Consider the following 18,199-nt stretch of genomic DNA (forward strand, 5'->3'; position numbering starts at 1 on the left):
CCAGATGGGCGAGGTCGTGGCCTCTCATTCCGTCAGGTTGTAATGACGACGCCTAGTTCAGGCCCTCGCGGCCGATAGCGTAGAAACGCTCGCGGCGCTGGCGCCTGAGTTCCGCCTCGGAGAGGCCGTCGAGCTCACCGAGCGCTTTCTCGATCGCCTTGCCGGCCTGGCTGACGGCGCGCTGCGGGTCGCGATGAGCGCCGCCGACCGGTTCTTTCACGATGGCATCGATCACCTTCAGCTTCAGAAGATCGTCGGAGGTGATCTTCATCGCTTCTGCCGCATCGCGCGCCTTTCCGGCATCGCGATAAAGGATGGATGCGCAGCCTTCCGGCGAGATCACCGAATAGATGGAATGCTCCATCATCAGCACCTTGTTGGCCGCTGCGATCGCAATGGCGCCGCCAGAACCGCCCTCACCAATGATCAGCGAGACCATCGGGACCGACAGGGTGAGACAGCGCTCGGTCGAGCGTGCGATGGCCTCGGCCTGGCCGCGTTCCTCACCGGCCTTGCCGGGGAAGGCGCCGGCCGTGTCGACGAAGGACAGGACAGGCAGCTTGAACTTGTCGGCAAGGTCCATCAGGCGGACCGCCTTACGATAGCCCTCCGGATGCGCCATGCCGAAATTGTGGCGCAGGCGGCTTTCGGTCGTACGGCCTTTCTCGTGCCCCATGACCACGACCGAGCGGCCCCGGAACGTGGCAAGGCCACCAATGACGGCTTCGTCATTGCCAAAGACACGGTCGCCCGCCAGCTCCTGGAAATCATCCAGAAGGTGTTCGACATAATCGGTGAAGTGCGGACGCTCGGGATGGCGCGCCACCTGTGTCTTCCGCCACGGGGTCAGCGAGGAGTAAGTATCCTTCAGCTGCTTGGCCGCCTTGTCCTTGAGCTTTTTCAGCTCATCGGAAATCGACGGTCCGTCGCCCGTCTTGGAGAGCGACTCCAGCTCGGCAATCTTTGTCTCAAGCTCGGCAATCGGCTTTTCAAAATCGAGATATGTCGTAGGCATGGCGGGCAAACTAGCTTGCGTCGATTGAAAATCCTAGACCTTTTGGCTGGGCATCTGCCGTTCGAGCAGCTGGACGTCGCTGTCGCGATATTTCGTCATCATTACAAAGCGAAAGCCACACTTCTCGGCGACACGCTGGGAGGCGATGTGCTCAGGGTCGATGATGCAGACAATTCTGTTGGCTTTCAGCGCCTCGTCGGCCCAGTCGAGGACCGCCTGCAGCGCCTCGGTCGCATAGCCCTTGCCGTGCGCATGTCTGGCATAGGCCCAGCCGGCTTCGGGAAAATCCGAAATATCCGGCTTCAGTCCGCGCATGAAATTGGCAAGGCCGACCTCGCCGAGAAACTGGCCGGTGCTGCGATCACACACGACCCAGTTGCCATAGCCGACGACATCCCACATCCCCCGCATCCGGCAGAGGGTGAACCAGGCATCCTGGCGCCCGCGCGTCTGGCCGCCGATGAATTTCACCACGTCCGGATCGCCCCACATGGCGGCGCTGTCCTCGAAGTCGCTCGCTTCGGCCCCGCGAAGCAGCAGCCGTTCGGTCTTCAGGACCGGGACCTCGCGGGCGATGCTCATCCCTGCGCGGCCTTCATCTTTTCGAGCATCGCCTTCATCGCGGCGTGCACCGCCTGCATGCCCTTGAGCGGGCGGACCATGACCTTGAAATCGGTGATCTTGCCGTCCTCGTCCCACTCGATCATGTCGATGCCGTTGACAAGGACGCCGTCCATTTCGCACTCGAACTCAAGCACAGCCTTCTCGCCGCAGTCGAAGACGCGGACATAGCGAAAACTCTCGCCGCCGAGGGTCTGCCCTGCCGCGCCGAGATACATCATGGTGATTGCCTTGCCTTCCTGCGGCGTGTGCACAACCGGGCTGCGGAACACGACATCATCGTGCAGCATGCCGGCAAGTTCGGCTGGATCGTGGCTGCCGTGGAAATAATCCATCCAGCGCTGCAAATTCTTCGAATGCCCTGTCTTCGCGATCATGGCGGCCTCCCGGTTTGTCTTGTCGTCACCTCTAGCCTGCTATTGGCCTGCCGCGAAGGCCTGACGCTGGAACCCCTCAGGGTTTTATGATTTGGTTAGATGGTTGGGGTGGGCCTCTTTTAATGCAAGGAGGGCCAACAATGAGTGTTGCCCGCGTCACAGAAATCACCGCCAAGGGAAACTCGATCCAGGATGCCATGGAAGAAGGCGTCAAACGCGCCTCAAAAACCCTGAAGAATGTCGAACATGTCTGGGTATCGGATATCAAGGCCCGCGTGTCGGACGGCAAGATCGATGATTATTACGTGACCATGAAAGTCACATTCGTTCTCGACGACTAGGACCACCGGTTCCGGGCGGCTCAGCACATGATGCCGCCCGTCTGGCCCCAGCGCGTTCCCTAACCCGTGACCGGTTTGCCGATCAGCACCTGGTCCAGATCACCGAAGCAATGGCCGCGCTTGATCACCCAGCCTGACGGAAAGTCGGGCTCGGTGAAGATCATCTCCACGCGGCCCCAGGTCTGGCGGGGCTCGCCTGTTTCCGGATCGGTGATAGCATAATCGCAGGCTGGTGAGCCCATCCCATCAGGCTCAATCCAGATGCCGGTATAGGATGATCGGCCCTCGAACACGCCTGCCAGACCATCAATATAGCCAATGCCGCGCACCTCTCCACCCTCGAGGGGATAGGTCAGTACGGCCTGCCCCGCATCGGTTTCATGATCGTAAATGACCTCGCCTATGCTGGTCGACCAGACCTCATCAGCCATGGCTGGCGCGCTGGTCGTCGCTGCAAGCAAGGCAGCGAACAGAAAATGTCTCATGGTTTTCTCCCTTTTTTATTCACGAATTTCCCGCGTCAATCCGACAGGCAGTAAAGCAGCGGATAGACGACGTTGAGTCGGCGGACATTGCGTCCGTCGACGACCATTGGCGCAAAGCGGAGCCCGGATGCAGCGCTGAAAGCTGAGGCGTTGAATTCCGGCGACGAACAGGCCGTCAGGATTTCCTCGGGCGTGCCTGCATTGTTGACATCGAACATCACCTCGCACTTCGCTTCACGGCCGGTCGATGCTGCGGCCGCCGGATAGGTCGGAACCGGTGGGGAAATGGGCTGGGCATTGCGGTCCACCACTTCCGTCGTCACCGGCCCGCCCAGCAGCTCATCATTGGAGGCGGACTTTGTCGCCACCTCATTCATCCGGGTCTGCCAGCCATCCGGAAAGGCGATGCGGGCCGGCTTGGCACCGGGATGACCGCACTCGGCGATCATGTTTTCTGTGACGACAGCGGACGCAGTCGTGCCGCTTGATACCGGGCCCGGACCATAGATGGCGGGCCCATCAACCGCGCAGGCACCGATGAGACCGACGGCTGATCCGAGCGCCAGAAGGGATGAAATTCGCATGCGAGGGGACGTCCTTTACTGGTTAACGCCCCACCCTATCAGGCCGAATAGGCTGCCGCCAGATCAGGATCCTTCGCGGCGACAAGATCGGCCAGGTCCGAAATCACCTTTGCCTGTTTCCAGGTCGCATCATCCTGCATCTTGCCGTCCAGCATCGCGACGCCTGTGCCATCCGGCATGGCTTCGAGGATGCGGCGGGCGAACTTCACCTCATTTGGGTCCGGGCTGAACACCTTCTTGGCAATGGCGATCTGGTTCGGGTGCAGGCTCCAGGTGCCTGCACATCCAAGCAGGAAGGCATTGCGGAACTGCTGCTCACAGGCATCGAGATCGGAAATGTCACCGAATGGGCCGTAGAAGGCGTTGATTCCCGCCATGCGGCAGGCGTCGACCATTCGGGCGATGGTATAGTGCCATGGGTCCTGCTGGGCATTGGCGCGCGGGCTGCCATCTTCGTTCGGGTCGTCGATGACACGGTAGAAGGGATGGCCGCCGCCGACGCGCGTCGTCTTCATCTTGCGGTCGGCGGCAAGGTCTGCCGGGCCGAGCGAAATGCCCTGCATGCGCGGGCTGGCAAGCGCGATGTCCTCGACGAGCGCCATGCCCTGCGCCGTCTCGAGGATGGCGTGGAACAGGATCGGGCGCTTCAGGCCGGCCTTGGCTTCGAGCTGGGCGACAAATTGGTCAGCGAAATGGATATCCCACGGCCCCTCGACCTTGGGCAGCATGATGACGTCAAGCTGGTGACCCGCTTTCAGGACAAGCTCGGACACATCGTCCTGGAACCAGGGCGAGTTCAGCGGATTGACGCGGCTCCAGAAGCCTGTGCCCTTGGCCTGCCAGTCGACCATGCCGGCCATTTCGATCGCGCCGGCGCGGGCCGCATCCTTGGCATCGGACGGAATGGCATCTTCGAGGTTCGCCAGCACCACATCGGCCTGGTCCGCCATCTGCGGAACCTTGGCGCGCACCTTGTCGAGATGCGGCGGCACGAAATGGATCATCCGCTCCAGCCGGACCGGCAGTTCCCGCATTGGATCTGGCGCGCCAATCGCAAGCGGCTTGAAGAAATTTCGTGGTGTTTTCTGGCTCATGCAGTCCTCCGTTGCGCTGCAACATAGCCGCGAACCTGTCCCCGTCAATTGCGACGCAATCGGCAGGATGGTGCCCCCCGGATCAGCCCTCCGAAATGGAGAAATTCATGCTGAAGGACCGGCGCTCACCCTCGGACCGGAAAGGATAGACACAATGAAACATGTAGGACGGGAACATCCAGAAATCGCCAACCCTCGGCTTCACCATGAAATTGGAGACAGAATAATGCGTGTCCGTGCCGTGCGCGAACTGAAGGTGGCCGTGCGAGGGGTGGTGATCGCGATAATCCTCTTCCCACTCTGCCTCGATCCCGTCAGGCAATTTGAGATAACCGACGCAGGAGAGTGCCGCGCCTGTATGGATGTGAAGCGGATTATACTCACCGGCATACTGGCGCACGAACCAGCCGCCTGAAATGTCGAGATTGTAGCGCTTGTCGGTATGGTTGTAGTCACCGAAGGACCCGCGCCGGCTGGCCCGGATATGGTATTCGATAATCGTCTGGCCGAGTTCGGCGGCGACACGGTCGATCAGGGGCCGGTCGAACCGCAATTCCTGCCGGACCTTGCCGACCAGGTGCGGCGAGTGATCTTCCAGGCTGTCGGTCATGGCCGCATTGAGGTGCGCGACGAATTCGGGACGCAGACGGCAATATCCCATCATCGGCCCGAACGGCGTGAAGAACTCTTTGCCTGCGGATGGCGTCAGGATTGCGGGCATGATTATTCACCTTCGTTGCCGAGGGAACAGCCGCCCGACCAGGTCCCTGCAGGTCCGCCGTATTACATATGTAACGAGCGCTGCCAAGCCGAAAGTTTCGATTTTTATCCTTGCCTTGAATCAGGCAGATTCTGTCCAGTCCTCGGCGCCGGATTTCGCCTCAACCGCAATGCGTTGTTCGCTGGCATAGGCCCGCAGGAAGAAGAGGAAAGACCCATACGCGACGACCGCAACCGTCAGCGCCTCTACACTCCAGAAAGCAATTCCATGCACATGCAAGGCAAGCAGGATGAGCGTGGCAAAACCCAGCGCAAATGCGCCGGCGATTTCGAAGACGAAGACTGTCGCAACAAATGCGCGGAAGAAAGCTGACATGGTTCAGGGTCCTGCTGGAGGTCGCACAGGTGATCTGTGCTCACGGCAAGATATTATGTTGCTCCTTCCAAAGCGGGAGGGGCCAGCTACAGTTTATTTTATCGAAAGCGGGTGCGCCGTTTCCAGAAGCTCTGCGAGCTCGTCCTGCAGCACATGTGTATAGATCTCGGTGGTCGAGATATCGGCATGGCCGAGCAGTGTCTGCACTGACCGCAGGTCCGCCCCGCCCTGAAGAAGGTGTGTCGCATAGGCGTGCCGCAGCGCATGCGGGTGAACGCGGGAGGGGTCGAGATTGGCCTTGAGAGACAGGTCCTTGAGCATCTGACCCAGCCGGCGGCGGGTGAGGTGCAAGGCCTTGCCGCGGGACGGGAAGAGATAGGCGCCCGCACCGCTGCGCTTCAGCGTGCCTTTTGGCAGGGTCTCCTCACGCACGGCGAGCCAGGCGACAATGGCGTCCAGGGCCGGCCTGCCAAGCGGACAGAGCCTGTCCTTGCCGCCCTTGCCGCGCACGATGATGTCAGTCGTTTCCCATCGATCGCCTTTTCGGCGCGGCAGGTTGCCGAGCTTGAGACTGACCAGTTCGCTGACGCGCAGTCCCGCCCCATAGAGCAGCTCGACAAGGCATCGGAGGCGGGCATCCCCCTCACAGGCCGCCAGCAGGCGGTCCATCTCCTCGCGCGACAGCACATCAGGAATATCGCGGCCGGCCTTGGGTCCTTCTATCCGCGAGGTCGGGTCATCCGTGCGGGCTCCTTCCTCGAACAGGAAACGGAAAAAGCGGCGCAGCGATGAGAGCTTGCGGGCCTGACTGCGCGGTGCAAGTCCCTGCGCGGCAAGCCAGCTTGAATATTTGGAGACCCTTGCAGCATCGGCATTGATCAGGCGACCCTTCATGAAGTCAGAAGCATCGCGCAAGTCGCGGCCATAGGCATCAAGCGTATTGGGCGAGGCCCCGCGCTCAGCGCTCATCATTTCCAGGAAGGCATCAATCCGGGCTGCATCGCTCATGGTCGAACAATGCGGCCATGATGCTTAACACCGCACTTATGAAGAGGACGCCTCCGGCCGGGCGGACGCGTCCTCTCTGGAATTGAGCCGTAACCGGCCCGTAATCGGCCCGGTTTCGACCTGGTCCGGAGGCTGGAATATCCTCCGGACCGGCCCTGGATCATGCGTCGGATGGTGGCTCCGTCTTGTCGATCACAGGATGGCCATGATCGGGATCGTCATTCAGCTTGTGCATGGCCACAACCACGCTTGAAAGCGCAATGATCGCGATCAGGTTGGGAAAGGCCATGGAGGCGTTTGCAATGTCGCCAAGCAGCCAGAGCCAGTCCGCAGACGCAATTGCGCCAAGGAAGATGACGATGACCCAGACATAGCGGAACGGATGGGTTGCCCATTCGCCGATCATATAGGTCACCGCCTGCTCGCCATAATAGGACCAGCCGATAATAGTGGTGAAGGCGAAGAAGAACAGCGCCACCGGCACGATGAACTCACCGCCCGGGAAAGCAGCACCATAAGCCCGCGTCGTAATGGCGGCAGAGTTGGCGTCCGTTTCCCACGCATGATCGACGTCGATCAGCACATCCGGATCAGACGCGCCAGCAATCGCGGCCTCGTCAATCTCCACACCTGCAGCCTGGCATTCCTGCAGCCATGCCGTGGCGACAGCACCATTCGCTGCAATGAGCTCGGCACGTCCTTCGGCGTAGGCGCTTGGGAACAGCGTATCCAGTTCAGTGCCTTCCGGAAGCGTCTGGCCTGCTTCGATACATTGATTGGCGGCCATCAGTGCACCGGATTTCTTGAAGTCTCCAGTGACAGTCAGAATGACCAGCGCAGTCATCGTACAGATGACGATCGTGTCGATAAACACGCCGATCATCGCGATTTCGCCCTGCTGCACCGGGTTCTTGGTACGGGCCGCGGCGTGCGCAATCGGGGCTGAGCCCTGACCGGCTTCATTGGAGAAAAGACCACGCGCAATACCGTAGCGAACGGCCTGCATGACACCGTAACCGGCCGCGCCACCTGCCGCTTCGCGCAGGCCAAAGGCCGATTCGATGATCTGCATGAAGGCGTCCGGAACCTTTGGCGCATTCATGATCAGGACGAACAGCGCCACAAGCACATAGAGCCCCGCCATGAATGGCACGACCTTGCCGGCAAAACTGCCGATAGACTTGATGCCACCAATAATCACCGCGAAGACAAGTCCGGCCAGTATCAGCCCGATCAGCCATGGCGGAATGCTAAGACCAAAGGAAGACTGGCTGGTCTCGGTGACCGATTCCATAATGGAGTTGGCCTGGATCATCCCGCCGGTCGCTGTTGCAGAGAAGAGCGTGCCGAGACAGAAGATTACGGCGAGCCAGAGCCACTTCTTGCCGAGGCCGTTCTTGATATAATACATCGGCCCGCCATTGATGCGGCCATATTCATCGGTTTCGCGATACTTAACGGCCAGCGAGCTCTCTGCGAAGGCGAGCGCCATGCCGAAGATCGCCACAACCCACATCCAGAAGATCGCGCCCGGCCCACCAAAGGTAATTGCCGTTGCAACCCCGGCGAGGTTACCGGTGCCGACCTGGCCTGACAGCGCCGTGGACAGGGCCTGCCAGGGCGTAATCGCCCCGTCCTCGCCCTGCGCCTTGCGCCCTTGCCACACCTCCGCAAGTGCTGGCACGAAACGGCGCAGCGGCCTCGCGGACAGGCGGATCATGAAGAAAAGGCCGGTCCCCAGAAGGAGAACGGCCAGCGGTCCGATATTGCCCGGAATGATCGTGGTCTCGCCCCATGAGCCACCCCAGATAAATCCGGCGATATTTTCGATAAGCGTAATGATGTCCAAACTGGCCTCCCCGGCTCACTGACACTCCTGAATGGGGGCCGACACTAGACAGGTTTTCGCGTCTGTGAAGCGGAACGGGGCAGATTTTACATCTGCCCCGTCAAACTGAGTAAGAATGTTGCGCCTGATGGCTAGGCGCCGAAGCCCTCGCCGACCCCGAAGTCGCGGCGGGCCGAGACAATGGTAACGACCACGCCTGCCAGGACATCAAGCAGCGTCATGATGGTGATGATGAAGAAGACCGAGGTCGCAAAGTTCGGCAGGAGCAGGAACTCGACCAGGCAGACGATGAACAGGATCATCGAGATGGCGTGGTTGATGATCGTTGCCGTGCCGGTGCTCGTCGATTTCAGGATTTCCATGAACAGGAGCGCGATCGAGAACAGGATCAGCATCTCCCCATTGGTGATCGCCCAGTTCACGCCGGAAATCATCGGGAAGGTCATCATCGGCTTGCTCAGCATTTCGACGATGGGCGCAATATTGTTTAAGACCACACCGTCGACCTGCTCACTGGTGCCGCCATAAGGCAGGGCGATGAGGTTGTAGATCGCGACCGGAATGATCAGAAGCGGAAATATTCCAAGAAGCACGCGCATTATGGATCCCCTGCGTTGCGGTGACTGACCCGTTTCGGCCTGTCGTTGTCGTCGATCCTCGAGCCTGGCTGCCGCCGCGGCCGCGAAAATCCCTCTCATACTCATGCCTAACGTCCCCCGTCCGGCCTGTTAAGCATGAAATTCTAGCACACTCTCTGTCGAGAATGAGGCGTGTCTTTTCGAACTCAGCGGATTTTTTGCGACTCAGACCTCGTCTGCGCCGTGCGGATTGCGCCGCCGGCGGATCAGCCAGGTGACACCGCGAAGGTCAGACAGGGCCGCCCAGAGCCGCCCGAAATTGGTATATTTGGAGCTGCCCGCGCCGCGTTCGCGGTGATTCACGTCCATGAATTCGGTCCCATAGCCTTCGGCCCGAACCAGCGCCGGCATGTAGCGGTGCATGTGGTCGAAATAGGGAAGCGAGAGATAGGCGTCGCGCTTGATCACCTTGATGCCGCAGCCGCTATCGTCGCAATCATCCTTCAGCATGCGCTTGCGAATAGAATTGGCAAACCGGCTGCCGAAGCGCTTCCAGGCCGTGTCCTTGCGGCTGGCGCGGCGGCCCATCACCATGACAAGGCCCTCGGGGGCATCAGCGCGGGTGAGCGCGCGGTAGAGGTCTGGCAGGTCGGCCGGGTCATTCTGCCCGTCGCCGTCCAGTGTCCCGACGACGCGGCCCCGTGCGGCCTGGACGCCTGTGCGGATCGCGCGGCTCTGGCCGGCATTCTTGCGGTGGCTGAGCACGCGGAGCGTCGGGAAATCCTGCTTCAGGCCAGCGAGCACAGCGCGCGTGTCGTCGGTCGAAGCATCATCGACAAACACCATCTCATAGGCGCGCCCATCGAGGGCCGCCGAGATCTCGCGCACCAGCGATTCGACGTTGCCAGCTTCATTATGCACTGGAACGACAACGGAAAACTCTAGCGGTTCAGCCATCAGGCGCGGACCTTTCCCAAAATTCTGCTGAGCCTCTTTAAGCGCTTCGACCCTATTTCAAAACACAAGATGACCGCAAATGCTGCGATGGGTCGTGCGCCGTGGCGAAACTTGCACTAGAGACGGCCTGGCATGTCCGCGCCAACTGACCTTCCCATTGAAAGCCTGCTCGGCGAGATCAGCGAGACGCTGCGCGCCGAAAAGCGGCTTGTCCTGGCCGCCCCGCCGGGCGCAGGCAAGACGACCCGCGTGCCGCTCGCCCTTGCCGGACTGATCGACGGCTTCCAGCCGCTGGAAGGTCGCATCCTGATGCTGGAACCGCGCCGTCTCGCCGCTCGCATGGCCGCCGACCGGATGGCAGCAACACTGGGTGAGCGCACTGGAGGGCGGATCGGCCTCTCGACGCGTATCGAACGCAAAGTCTCGAAGGACACTGTGGTCGAGGTCATCACCGATGGCCTCTTCGTGCGCCGCCTGCTCGCAGACCCGGCGCTCGAAGGTGTCGCCTGCGTGATCTTCGATGAAATCCATGAGCGTAGCCTGAATGTCGATCTCGGGCTCGCTCTCGCCATGGAAGCGCAATCCGTATTTCGCGAGGACCTTCATGTCCTCGCCATGTCCGCCACGCTGGATACCGGCAAGTTTGCGGGCGTCATGGGTGCGCCGGTGATCGAAAGCGAAGGCCGGCAATTCCCGGTCGAAACGAAATATCTCGGCCGCACGCGGGACAGGATCGAAGACCAGATGGCCGGCGCCATCGAGAAGGCGGCCCGGGCTGAATCCGGCTCCATCCTCGCCTTCCTGCCCGGCGCTGGCGAAATCCGCCGCACGGCGGACCGCCTGTCGAGCCTGCCAGCCAATATCAGCGTCCACCCGCTCTTCGGTGCTCTGTCGCCAAGAGAGCAAGACGATGCAGTGAAACCCGCGCCCGAAGGCCGCCGGAAGATCGTGCTTGCGACGGATATCGCAGAAAGCGCGCTCACCATTGATGGCGTGCATGTCGTCGTGGATTCCGGGCTTGCGCGCGTACCGGAATTCGAACCCGCCAGCGGCACATCGGTTCTCAGAACCATCCGCGCCGCCCGCGCCAATGTCGACCAGCGCCGGGGCCGCGCCGGCCGGCTTGGCCCAGGCGTCTGCTACCGGTTGTGGGACGAGGAAGAGACCCGAGGCCTGATTGCCGCCCCCGCACCCGAGATCCTCAATGCCGACCTTTCAGGCCTGCTGCTCAGCCTCGCCGAATGGGGCGAAAGTGATCCGGCGCGCCTCACCTGGCTCGATGCCCCGCCGCCGGGGCGGATCAAGGCGGCTCGCGAGGCGCTGCTCGCCTATGGCGCCCTCGATGAGACTGGCAACCTCACACCGCGCGGAAAGGAAATGGCGAAACTGCCGCTCGATCCGAAATGGGCGAGCCTCATTGCCGCCGCAGAGAATGATGGCGAACGGGCGCTCGCCTCCGAGATCGCGGCGCTCGCGAGCGAGGCCGGCATTGGCGGCCAGTCGGCCAGTCTGGTTGACCGACTGGAGGGCTTCAGGCGTGACAATGGCCAGCGCGCCAAGGCCCTGAAGCGACAGGCCGAACGCTGGTCGAATGGCGCAAAACCGTCAGCGGACGCAGCGACCTTCCTTGCCCGGTCATGGCCGGGACAGATCGCGAGGCGCAGGGATGGCTCGCAAACGAGTTATCTCCTCGCCAATGGACGCGCGGGTGAATTGCCGGCCGACACGGCACTCTCGAAATCAGACTGGCTGGTCGTTGTCGACATGGTCGGCGCGGCGGGGCGCGCGCGGATTACGCTCGCCTGCCCTGTCAGCGAAGCGGATGTGCTTCGTATTTCGCCGCCGCAGACCGATGAGTGGGCGGTCTTCGATCCCTCCACCCGCAGCTTCAAGGCAAGGCGCGTGAAGGCCGTCGGCAAGATTGTGCTGTCTGAAACGCCCCTGCCCCAGCCATCCGGCGAAGTGGCCCGAGATGCGTTTCTGGTCTTTGTGCGAGAGAACGGATTGAACGAGGCCGGCCTCGGCGATGCTGCCCGACCCATCCTCGCGCGGTTGAAACTGCTGAACGGTGCGTTTGGTGAGGAATGGCCCCCGATCACGGAAGACCAGCTGATCGAGACAGTGGATGAATGGCTCGCCCCGATCCTCGGCTCCAAAGCCTTCCAGTTCCCGTCCGATGGTGCGGCCAGCAATGCCATCAGGCAATCCCTCGGCTGGCCGAAGGCGCAGGAGATTGAGGACCTGGCACCATCCAGCATCGAGCTGCCGAGCGGGCGCAAGGCTGAAGTCGATTATCTCAGCGAAAATGCGCCGCTCATCGAAGCCAGGGCGCAGGAACTTTATGGCCTGACGCGTCAGCCTGCCATTGCAGGAGGACGCGTGCCCGTCACCCTGCAACTGACCTCGCCCGCAGGCCGGCCCATCGCTGTCACGAAGGACATTTCAGGCTTCTGGTCTGGCGGTTATTGGGACATGGCGAAGGATATGCGAGCGCAGTATCCGAAGCATGATTGGCCCGACGATCCGGCCAAAGCCAAGCCGCATGTCGGCATGACGAAAAAGCGTCTTAAGGGGGGAGATTAGGCGCGAAAAGTTTCTCCGAAACACAGCACGAATGTCCACATAATTCATAAAACACCCAATACTTTTTCCTTTTCCCCGAATATTTGAAAAGACGATCCGATTAAAAGGGCGTAAGATTGTTGACGCGGCGATCCTGTCGCGAATTGTGGGGAGTATTTACAATGCCCAAAAAAATCATCACTTCTGGCGCTATTATTTCTGTTCTCTGTATAGCCTGCGGACAACCGATTTCGTCGGCGGAAACGGAAACCGCATCCACTCCACAGGAAGCGCCAATCACGCGATCGGCTGGCGATACCAATCTGCAATGGGGGCCTTGCCCCGACATCTTTCCATCCGGATGCAAGATTGCCGTGCTTCATGGCGACCCGGCCAAACCCAACGCCGATATTTTTCTGGAGGTTGAAGCCGGCTCCCGCCTCACAACTCACACACATACCTCAGCGGAACGCATGATCCTCGTCGCTGGCGAACTCAGTGTTCAATATGAAGGGTTTGCTGCGCAGACCCTTACACCAGGCGACTACGCCTATGGTCCGGCCGAGCTGCCGCACAAGGCAGAATGTATCAGTGACGTTCCATGCACTTTGTTCATCGCGTTCGAAAATCCAGTCGATGCGATGCAGGCCGAAAGCAATTTCGGCGAATAGTCCTGGCATGTTCCAAGCCTTGCTGAGGCCGAATGCGGGCAACGACCGTCAGTTCGGACGGCGCTCGTCGCCCCAGTCCATGCCCATCGTCTTCTTCATCCAGTCGGAGAAGGTGGACGGCTTTTCGAGGTTCTTCGGATCAAGCGTACCGAATGAAACGATTGGGCCTTCGGCGGTTTCGAGCCGTACGCCGGCAATCTGCTGGTGCGGGCTGCCCCAGTTGCCATAGCTGGTTGACGGGTCGAGCAGCAGCATGACTTTCGTGCCGCCATTGCCTTCGCGATCCCGGCCAAAGACGAGGCCATAGACCTTTTCGCGTGAGAAACCGCCGGAATGGCCCTGCCGCTTGCCGTCGAGCAGCACCTCGTCCCAGAGGAGATTGCGCCGCCATTGCAGGACATGCATCTCGTCGTCATCGGTGACGATCTTGATATCGACCTGGTGAAGCGAAACACGGACAAGTTCAGCGCGCATGGGAGGCGTCCTTCTCATTATATTATCGAAAAACGATAATTCAAAATATGAAGACGGTCAAGCGCGCTGCGAAACCGAGAGGACGTTTTCGTCCGGGTCCTTGAACCACAGGATCCGGATGTTCGTGCCCGGCACCGTCCAGATCCTGTTCTCGTCCTGCCCCATGCCATCGAACACCAGAGGCTCGACGCCTTTGGAGACAAGGTGAGCGCGCATGGCGAGGATATCCTCCACTTGCCAGTCGAGCACGGTGAAAGGCTGCGGCGTGAATTGCGGGACCTTGGAGATGCGAAGTTCTGCGCCGGCCAGCTGATAGACGACGGCAAAGTCATCTTCCTCGACCAGGTCAAGACCGAGCACGCCCTCATAAAAGTTGCGGCAGGCGCTCGCCTTGGTGGTGGCCAGGAAAAAGCTCGCCTTGGCAGACTGGATGTCCATGAAAAAACGCTCCCCTCACACTTGAAGGGAGCGTCGCTTTTCAGGGCCAGTTCGTCAAATCAAGTCTGACGACGCGCGAGCCGGTCAGAACGCCTTCTGCCATCCCAGCGTCAGCGTGTAGTCGGTTTCCATCTGCGGGCCATTGAGGTCGCGGTGCAGGGGGACACCGAATTCAAGCGCCAGCCTGTGGCCTCTCTTCCAGCCCTCGGAACCGGCAAGATTGACGCCGAACAGCGCCTCAACGGTTTCGCCGCCATGATTGTCCGGATCGGCCGTCTGCACAGGTGCCATGATGTTCGGGTCAATGCCGTCAATCTGGCCCTGCGTCTTCGCTTTCAGGCGACCCGATACCGACACCCATGGGCGGGGCTCGAAAGCCAGCCATGCGGTGCCTTCAAGCACATCGCCCAGCGCATACCCCTCATCATTCTCATCGAGGCGCACGACGCCGGACAGTTGCGCACCATAGCTCCACTGGCCACTCCGGCTACGCGCTGTGACGGCAGGCTTGAGGTCATAGGTGCCGGAGCCGAGCTGCATCGGATAAGGCATGCGTAGCTCCGGCTGCATGTTCATCGGCGTCAGCACGGTGTCGGTCTCGGTCATCGAGCCGGTCGGCAGGGACAGCATGACCGACAGGTTGACCTGGCGATGGTCATGACTGCCATCATCCAGACCGAAGATCGCGCCAACGCTCGTATCGCCGAATCCGGAGGCCTCGGTGGTGAAGTTTCCAAGCACGCTTGTGCCCATGCCGCCCATATAGGTGCGGTGATCCATTTCCTTCGAATGGTAGTTCACCATGCCCATCAGCGTGATACGGTCGGTCAGGCCATACATCGCCCCCGCCATGTGCATCTTCATCGGCATTTCGAGCGGCACGACACGCAAGGTCGGCGGCATCATCGGCGCGCCAGCGAACCGGTTGGGTACAGTGGTGGCGATCGTGTCCGGGTCTACGCTGTCGGTCCCGATCCGGTTTCCCGACATGTCCATGTGCATGTATCGGTAAGACAACATCCACTCACCCTTTTTGTGGCGGTGGTCGGCCATCACACCGATGGGCGCATGATCGCTGGCATAGCTGACAGTGCCGCCATCGCCTTCATGGGCGTGAACGATAGGAAGAAGAGCGGCGTTGAGCGCGGCCGCGGCGCATAGGGCTTTAAAGGTCATTGAATGTCTCTGAACGTGAACAGGAATGGCTGCGCTGTCTGCGATGGGGCAGACAGGCGTGCGAAAGGTTCCGGTTCAGCTCAGCGGCGGTCCATGGGGCGGCGCGCCTGGCCAAAGCGGCAACCGGGGGTGCGCCGCATCGGCCCGTCCCGGTGAGGACTGAACATGCCGCATCCGGCTGCGTTGCGGCAGAGCCGGAGGATTGGCGCTGATTGCGAAGGGCACCGTACAGTCGCCGCAGCATGTTGTGTGGGACGTGTCTTCCTGTCCGCCGCCGACCCTGATCTCGATGGTGCGATGAAGGCCGTCGCCGCAGAGCGGGACAGCGATCGTCTCTCCCGGCACAATACGCAAATGCGCCTGCGCGCCATTCGCGAAATAGGCAAGGAGGGCAAACATGCCCAGGATATGAAAGAGCCGCCTCTTCATGAGACGGCTCTTATGTAGTTGGGGCTGCGCCGACAATGCGACGTTTGCGCGTTTGCCGAGCCCTACCGGCCAGCAAGGCGCAGGAATCGGTCGCGCATGTCCTTGTCGGTCTTGAAGACGCCCGTGAACTGGGTGGTGATCGTCGAGACGTTTGGATGATGGACACCGCGCGTTGTCATGCACTGATGGACCGCGTCAATCAGGACGGCGACGCCGGCTGGCGCGAGGCTTTCGGTCAGCGCGTCACAGATCTGCGCCGTCATCGTCTCCTGCGTCTGCAGGCGCTTGGCGAAGATTTCAACAACGCGCGCAATCTTGGAGATACCGACAACAGCCTGGGTCGGCATATAGGCGACGTAAGCCGTACCGAGGAAAGGCGCCATGTGGTGTTCGCAATGGCTTTCCACATCGATTTCGCGAAGCATGACCATGTCATCATAGCCCTGCACATCCTCAAAGGTGCGCGAGAGATATTTGACCGGGTCTTCGTCATAGCCCTGGAACCATTCCTTATAGGCATTGACCACGCGTTTCGGCGTGTCGAGCAGGCCCTCACGGCGCGGATCGTCGCCGGCCCATGCGAGCAGCGTGCGAACTGCGTCTTCTGCTTCCTCCTGCGTCGGCCGTTTTACCGGCTCTGCATTCGCAAGCGATGTATCTGTCGTGATGGCATCCATCGCCATAGCTGAAATCCTGTATTCTGAGGGACGGGGGTCGAGCCAGATGTTCTGTGAGTGCGCCCTTGCACTCCAATACCGGACTTAACGCCCGCCCGAGTTGTACCCTCAGGGCGTGGTTAGAGACATAGGGCAAACTGATTCGTTTTTCCAGAAAATCGAGCGGTTTTCGCAGCGTCAGCCTCTCGCGGCGACGCTGCAAACCCCGATGTCACTTGGCGCTTTGACCCCGCTGTGGCATAGAGCCCACGCCCACATTGAGGAATGTTGCATATGGCCTTCGCCGCGAACAGACAGTGTTGTAGCCACTGACACAGACAGGCCGCGCAGATGCGCGCCGCACTTGCTTTGTTTTTACTTTCCCGGCCTAGAAGACCCCGATGACCATCAGACTCTACAACACGCTCGGACGTGAAAAGCAGATTTTTGAACCGCAAGACCCGTCACGGGTGACGATGTATGTCTGCGGCCCGACCGTGTATAATTACGCCCATATTGGCAATGCGCGCCCGCCCGTCGTGTTCGACGTGCTGAACCGCTTGCTCCGCCGCACTTATGGAGAGAGCGCGGTCGTTTATGCGCGCAACATAACGGACGTTGAAGACAAGATTATCGCTGCATCGCTGGCGGACGGGACGCCGATCCCTGAAATCACGCGCAAATATGCCGATATCTACAACGCCGACACCAGCGCGCTGAACGTCCTGCCGCCCACCATCGAACCATGGGCGACGCACCATATCGACGGCATGCTGAAAATCACGCAGCAGCTGGTAAAGAAGGGCTATGCCTATGTCGCCCCGTCCGGCGTCTTCTTCGACGTCGAGCAGATGGAGGATTATGGCAAGCTGTCCGGCCGCAAGCTTGAGGACAATGAGGCCGGTGCCCGCGTCGCGGTGTCCGATGAAAAGCGCAATCCGGCGGACTTTGCCCTCTGGAAGTTCGCCAAGGAAGGCGAGCCGGAAGACGCGATCTGGGACAGCCCGTGGGGCCGCGGACGACCCGGCTGGCACATTGAATGCTCGGCCATGATTGCAGCGACGCTCGGCAAGACGATCGACATCCATGGCGGCGGCATCGACCTTCAATTCCCGCACCATGAGAATGAGATCGCCCAGTCTGAATGCGCGCATGGCGAGCCTATGGCCCGCTACTGGCTGCACAATGGCTTTCTCGACATGGACGGCGAGAAAATGTCCAAATCGCTCGGCAATGTGAAGCTGATCCACGACCTTCTGGCCGACTGGCCCGGCGAAGTGTTGCGCTTTGCACTGCTCTCGGGCCACTACCGGGCCCCGCTCGACTGGACGCGTGACCTCCTCGAGCAGTCGAAGACGACCCTTGGCCGCATCTATGGTGCGCTTCGCCGCGTCTGGCAGGCCGAAGGCGGCGTGGCCAGGGACAAGGGTGTGCTCAAGGCGCTGCAGGATGACCTCAATACACCTGTTGCGCTAGCTGAGCTCTCAAGACTCGCCTCTGAGGCGAATCAGGCCGCTGATGCAAAAGACGAGGCCCGCATGACGCAGGCGCGGGCGGACCTGCTCGACGCGGGCGAATTGCTCGGCCTTCTTTCCCTTTCCCCATCCCAATGGGAACAGGGCGGCAGCGATGATGACAAGGCGCGGATCGATGCGCTCGTCCAGGCCCGCGTCGATGCGCGGGCGAACAAGGACTGGGCCGAGGCAGACCGTATCCGCAACACGCTCGCCGAAGAAGGCATCGAGATCATGGACGGGCCGCAAGGCTCGACGTGGCGCCGGGTTTAGG

Annotated in this window: 21 protein-coding genes; 4 read left to right on the top strand and 17 right to left on the bottom strand. The window is 60.7% G+C overall.

Annotated elements, in window-relative coordinates:
* Positions 1-52 precede the first annotated feature (52 nt).
* Genes B8746_RS03975 through B8746_RS03985 form a run of 3 tightly spaced genes read right to left on the bottom strand, consistent with a single transcriptional unit; the run spans position 53 to position 2,013 of the window.
* A complete protein-coding gene (locus B8746_RS03975; RefSeq protein ID WP_084391933.1) occupies positions 53-1,015 on the bottom strand; it encodes an acetyl-CoA carboxylase carboxyltransferase subunit alpha in 963 nt (320 codons plus the stop codon).
* 33 nt (positions 1,016-1,048) lie between these two features.
* Positions 1,049-1,597 carry a GNAT family N-acetyltransferase gene (locus B8746_RS03980; protein WP_084391934.1) on the bottom strand — a complete coding sequence of 183 codons (549 nt, stop codon included), beginning with the start codon at positions 1,595-1,597 and terminating at the stop codon, positions 1,049-1,051.
* Positions 1,594-2,013, bottom strand: a complete 420-nt coding sequence (locus B8746_RS03985; protein WP_233123910.1) for a nuclear transport factor 2 family protein — start codon at positions 2,011-2,013, stop codon at positions 1,594-1,596. Before B8746_RS03985 ends, B8746_RS03980 begins: the two co-directional genes overlap by 4 nt.
* A gap of 140 nt (positions 2,014-2,153) precedes the next feature.
* Here B8746_RS03985 and B8746_RS03990 point away from each other — a divergent pair, with 140 nt between their 5' ends.
* Complete coding sequence (locus B8746_RS03990) at positions 2,154-2,354, top strand: dodecin family protein (protein ID WP_084391935.1); 201 nt, start codon at positions 2,154-2,156, stop codon at positions 2,352-2,354.
* Positions 2,355-2,413: 59 nt separating this feature from the next.
* Here B8746_RS03990 and B8746_RS03995 read toward each other — a convergent pair whose 3' ends face one another.
* From B8746_RS03995 to B8746_RS04035, 9 genes are all read right to left on the bottom strand, one after another.
* The gene (locus tag B8746_RS03995; protein ID WP_084391936.1) at positions 2,414-2,839 is read right to left on the bottom strand and encodes a hypothetical protein; all 426 of its coding nucleotides are present in this window, start codon (positions 2,837-2,839) and stop codon (positions 2,414-2,416) included.
* Between the two features lie 35 nt (positions 2,840-2,874).
* Positions 2,875-3,423 (bottom strand): TonB family protein, encoded by a 549-nt coding sequence (locus B8746_RS04000; RefSeq protein WP_084391937.1) that lies wholly within the window; start codon positions 3,421-3,423, stop codon positions 2,875-2,877.
* Between the two features lie 38 nt (positions 3,424-3,461).
* Positions 3,462-4,517, bottom strand: a complete 1,056-nt coding sequence (locus B8746_RS04005) for an HpcH/HpaI aldolase/citrate lyase family protein (RefSeq protein WP_084391938.1) — start codon at positions 4,515-4,517, stop codon at positions 3,462-3,464.
* An 82-nt stretch (positions 4,518-4,599) separates the two neighbouring features.
* Positions 4,600-5,238 carry a putative 2OG-Fe(II) oxygenase gene (locus B8746_RS04010; RefSeq protein WP_084391939.1) on the bottom strand — a complete coding sequence of 213 codons (639 nt, stop codon included), beginning with the start codon at positions 5,236-5,238 and terminating at the stop codon, positions 4,600-4,602.
* A gap of 120 nt (positions 5,239-5,358) precedes the next feature.
* Positions 5,359-5,613: a hypothetical protein gene (locus tag B8746_RS04015; protein ID WP_084391940.1), complete on the bottom strand. Its 255-nt coding sequence runs from the start codon at positions 5,611-5,613 to the stop codon at positions 5,359-5,361.
* Between the two features lie 93 nt (positions 5,614-5,706).
* A complete protein-coding gene (locus B8746_RS04020; RefSeq protein ID WP_084391941.1) occupies positions 5,707-6,621 on the bottom strand; it encodes a tyrosine recombinase in 915 nt (304 codons plus the stop codon).
* Between the two features lie 160 nt (positions 6,622-6,781).
* Complete coding sequence (locus B8746_RS04025; protein WP_084391942.1) at positions 6,782-8,470, bottom strand: alanine/glycine:cation symporter family protein; 1,689 nt, start codon at positions 8,468-8,470, stop codon at positions 6,782-6,784.
* 131 nt (positions 8,471-8,601) lie between these two features.
* Positions 8,602-9,069, bottom strand: a complete 468-nt coding sequence (locus tag B8746_RS04030; protein WP_084391943.1) for a hypothetical protein — start codon at positions 9,067-9,069, stop codon at positions 8,602-8,604.
* 204 nt (positions 9,070-9,273) lie between these two features.
* Positions 9,274-10,005, bottom strand: a complete 732-nt coding sequence (locus tag B8746_RS04035; RefSeq protein ID WP_084391944.1) for a glycosyltransferase family 2 protein — start codon at positions 10,003-10,005, stop codon at positions 9,274-9,276.
* A gap of 132 nt (positions 10,006-10,137) precedes the next feature.
* Between B8746_RS04035 and hrpB the strand changes: the two genes are divergently transcribed.
* Positions 10,138-12,588, top strand: coding sequence for an ATP-dependent helicase HrpB (gene hrpB / locus B8746_RS04040; protein ID WP_084391945.1), 2,451 nt, complete (start codon positions 10,138-10,140; stop codon positions 12,586-12,588).
* A 161-nt stretch (positions 12,589-12,749) separates the two neighbouring features.
* Positions 12,750-13,238 (top strand): cupin domain-containing protein, encoded by a 489-nt coding sequence (locus tag B8746_RS04045; protein WP_084391946.1) that lies wholly within the window; start codon positions 12,750-12,752, stop codon positions 13,236-13,238.
* Between the two features lie 48 nt (positions 13,239-13,286).
* Here B8746_RS04045 and B8746_RS04050 read toward each other — a convergent pair whose 3' ends face one another.
* The 5 genes from B8746_RS04050 to folE form a co-directional block, all read right to left on the bottom strand.
* Positions 13,287-13,712, bottom strand: a complete 426-nt coding sequence (locus tag B8746_RS04050) for a hypothetical protein (RefSeq protein WP_084391947.1) — start codon at positions 13,710-13,712, stop codon at positions 13,287-13,289.
* Positions 13,713-13,769: 57 nt separating this feature from the next.
* The gene (locus tag B8746_RS04055) at positions 13,770-14,150 is read right to left on the bottom strand and encodes a VOC family protein (protein ID WP_084391948.1); all 381 of its coding nucleotides are present in this window, start codon (positions 14,148-14,150) and stop codon (positions 13,770-13,772) included.
* An 84-nt stretch (positions 14,151-14,234) separates the two neighbouring features.
* On the bottom strand, positions 14,235-15,326 hold the full coding sequence (locus tag B8746_RS04060) for an alpha-amylase (protein ID WP_084391949.1): 1,092 nt from the start codon (positions 15,324-15,326) through the stop codon (positions 14,235-14,237).
* Between the two features lie 75 nt (positions 15,327-15,401).
* Entirely contained in the window at positions 15,402-15,755 is a 354-nt protein-coding gene (locus B8746_RS04065) for a hypothetical protein (RefSeq protein ID WP_143434518.1), read from the bottom strand.
* Between the two features lie 62 nt (positions 15,756-15,817).
* Entirely contained in the window at positions 15,818-16,432 is a 615-nt protein-coding gene (gene folE / locus B8746_RS04070; protein WP_084393113.1) for a GTP cyclohydrolase I FolE, read from the bottom strand.
* 380 nt (positions 16,433-16,812) lie between these two features.
* Between folE and cysS the strand changes: the two genes are divergently transcribed.
* Positions 16,813-18,198, top strand: a complete 1,386-nt coding sequence (cysS, locus tag B8746_RS04075; RefSeq protein WP_084391951.1) for a cysteine--tRNA ligase — start codon at positions 16,813-16,815, stop codon at positions 18,196-18,198.
* Position 18,199 lies beyond the last annotated feature (1 nt).

Origin of the sequence: Henriciella pelagia, assembly GCF_002088945.1 — a bacterium.
GTDB classification, from domain to species: domain Bacteria; phylum Pseudomonadota; class Alphaproteobacteria; order Caulobacterales; family Hyphomonadaceae; genus Henriciella; species Henriciella pelagia.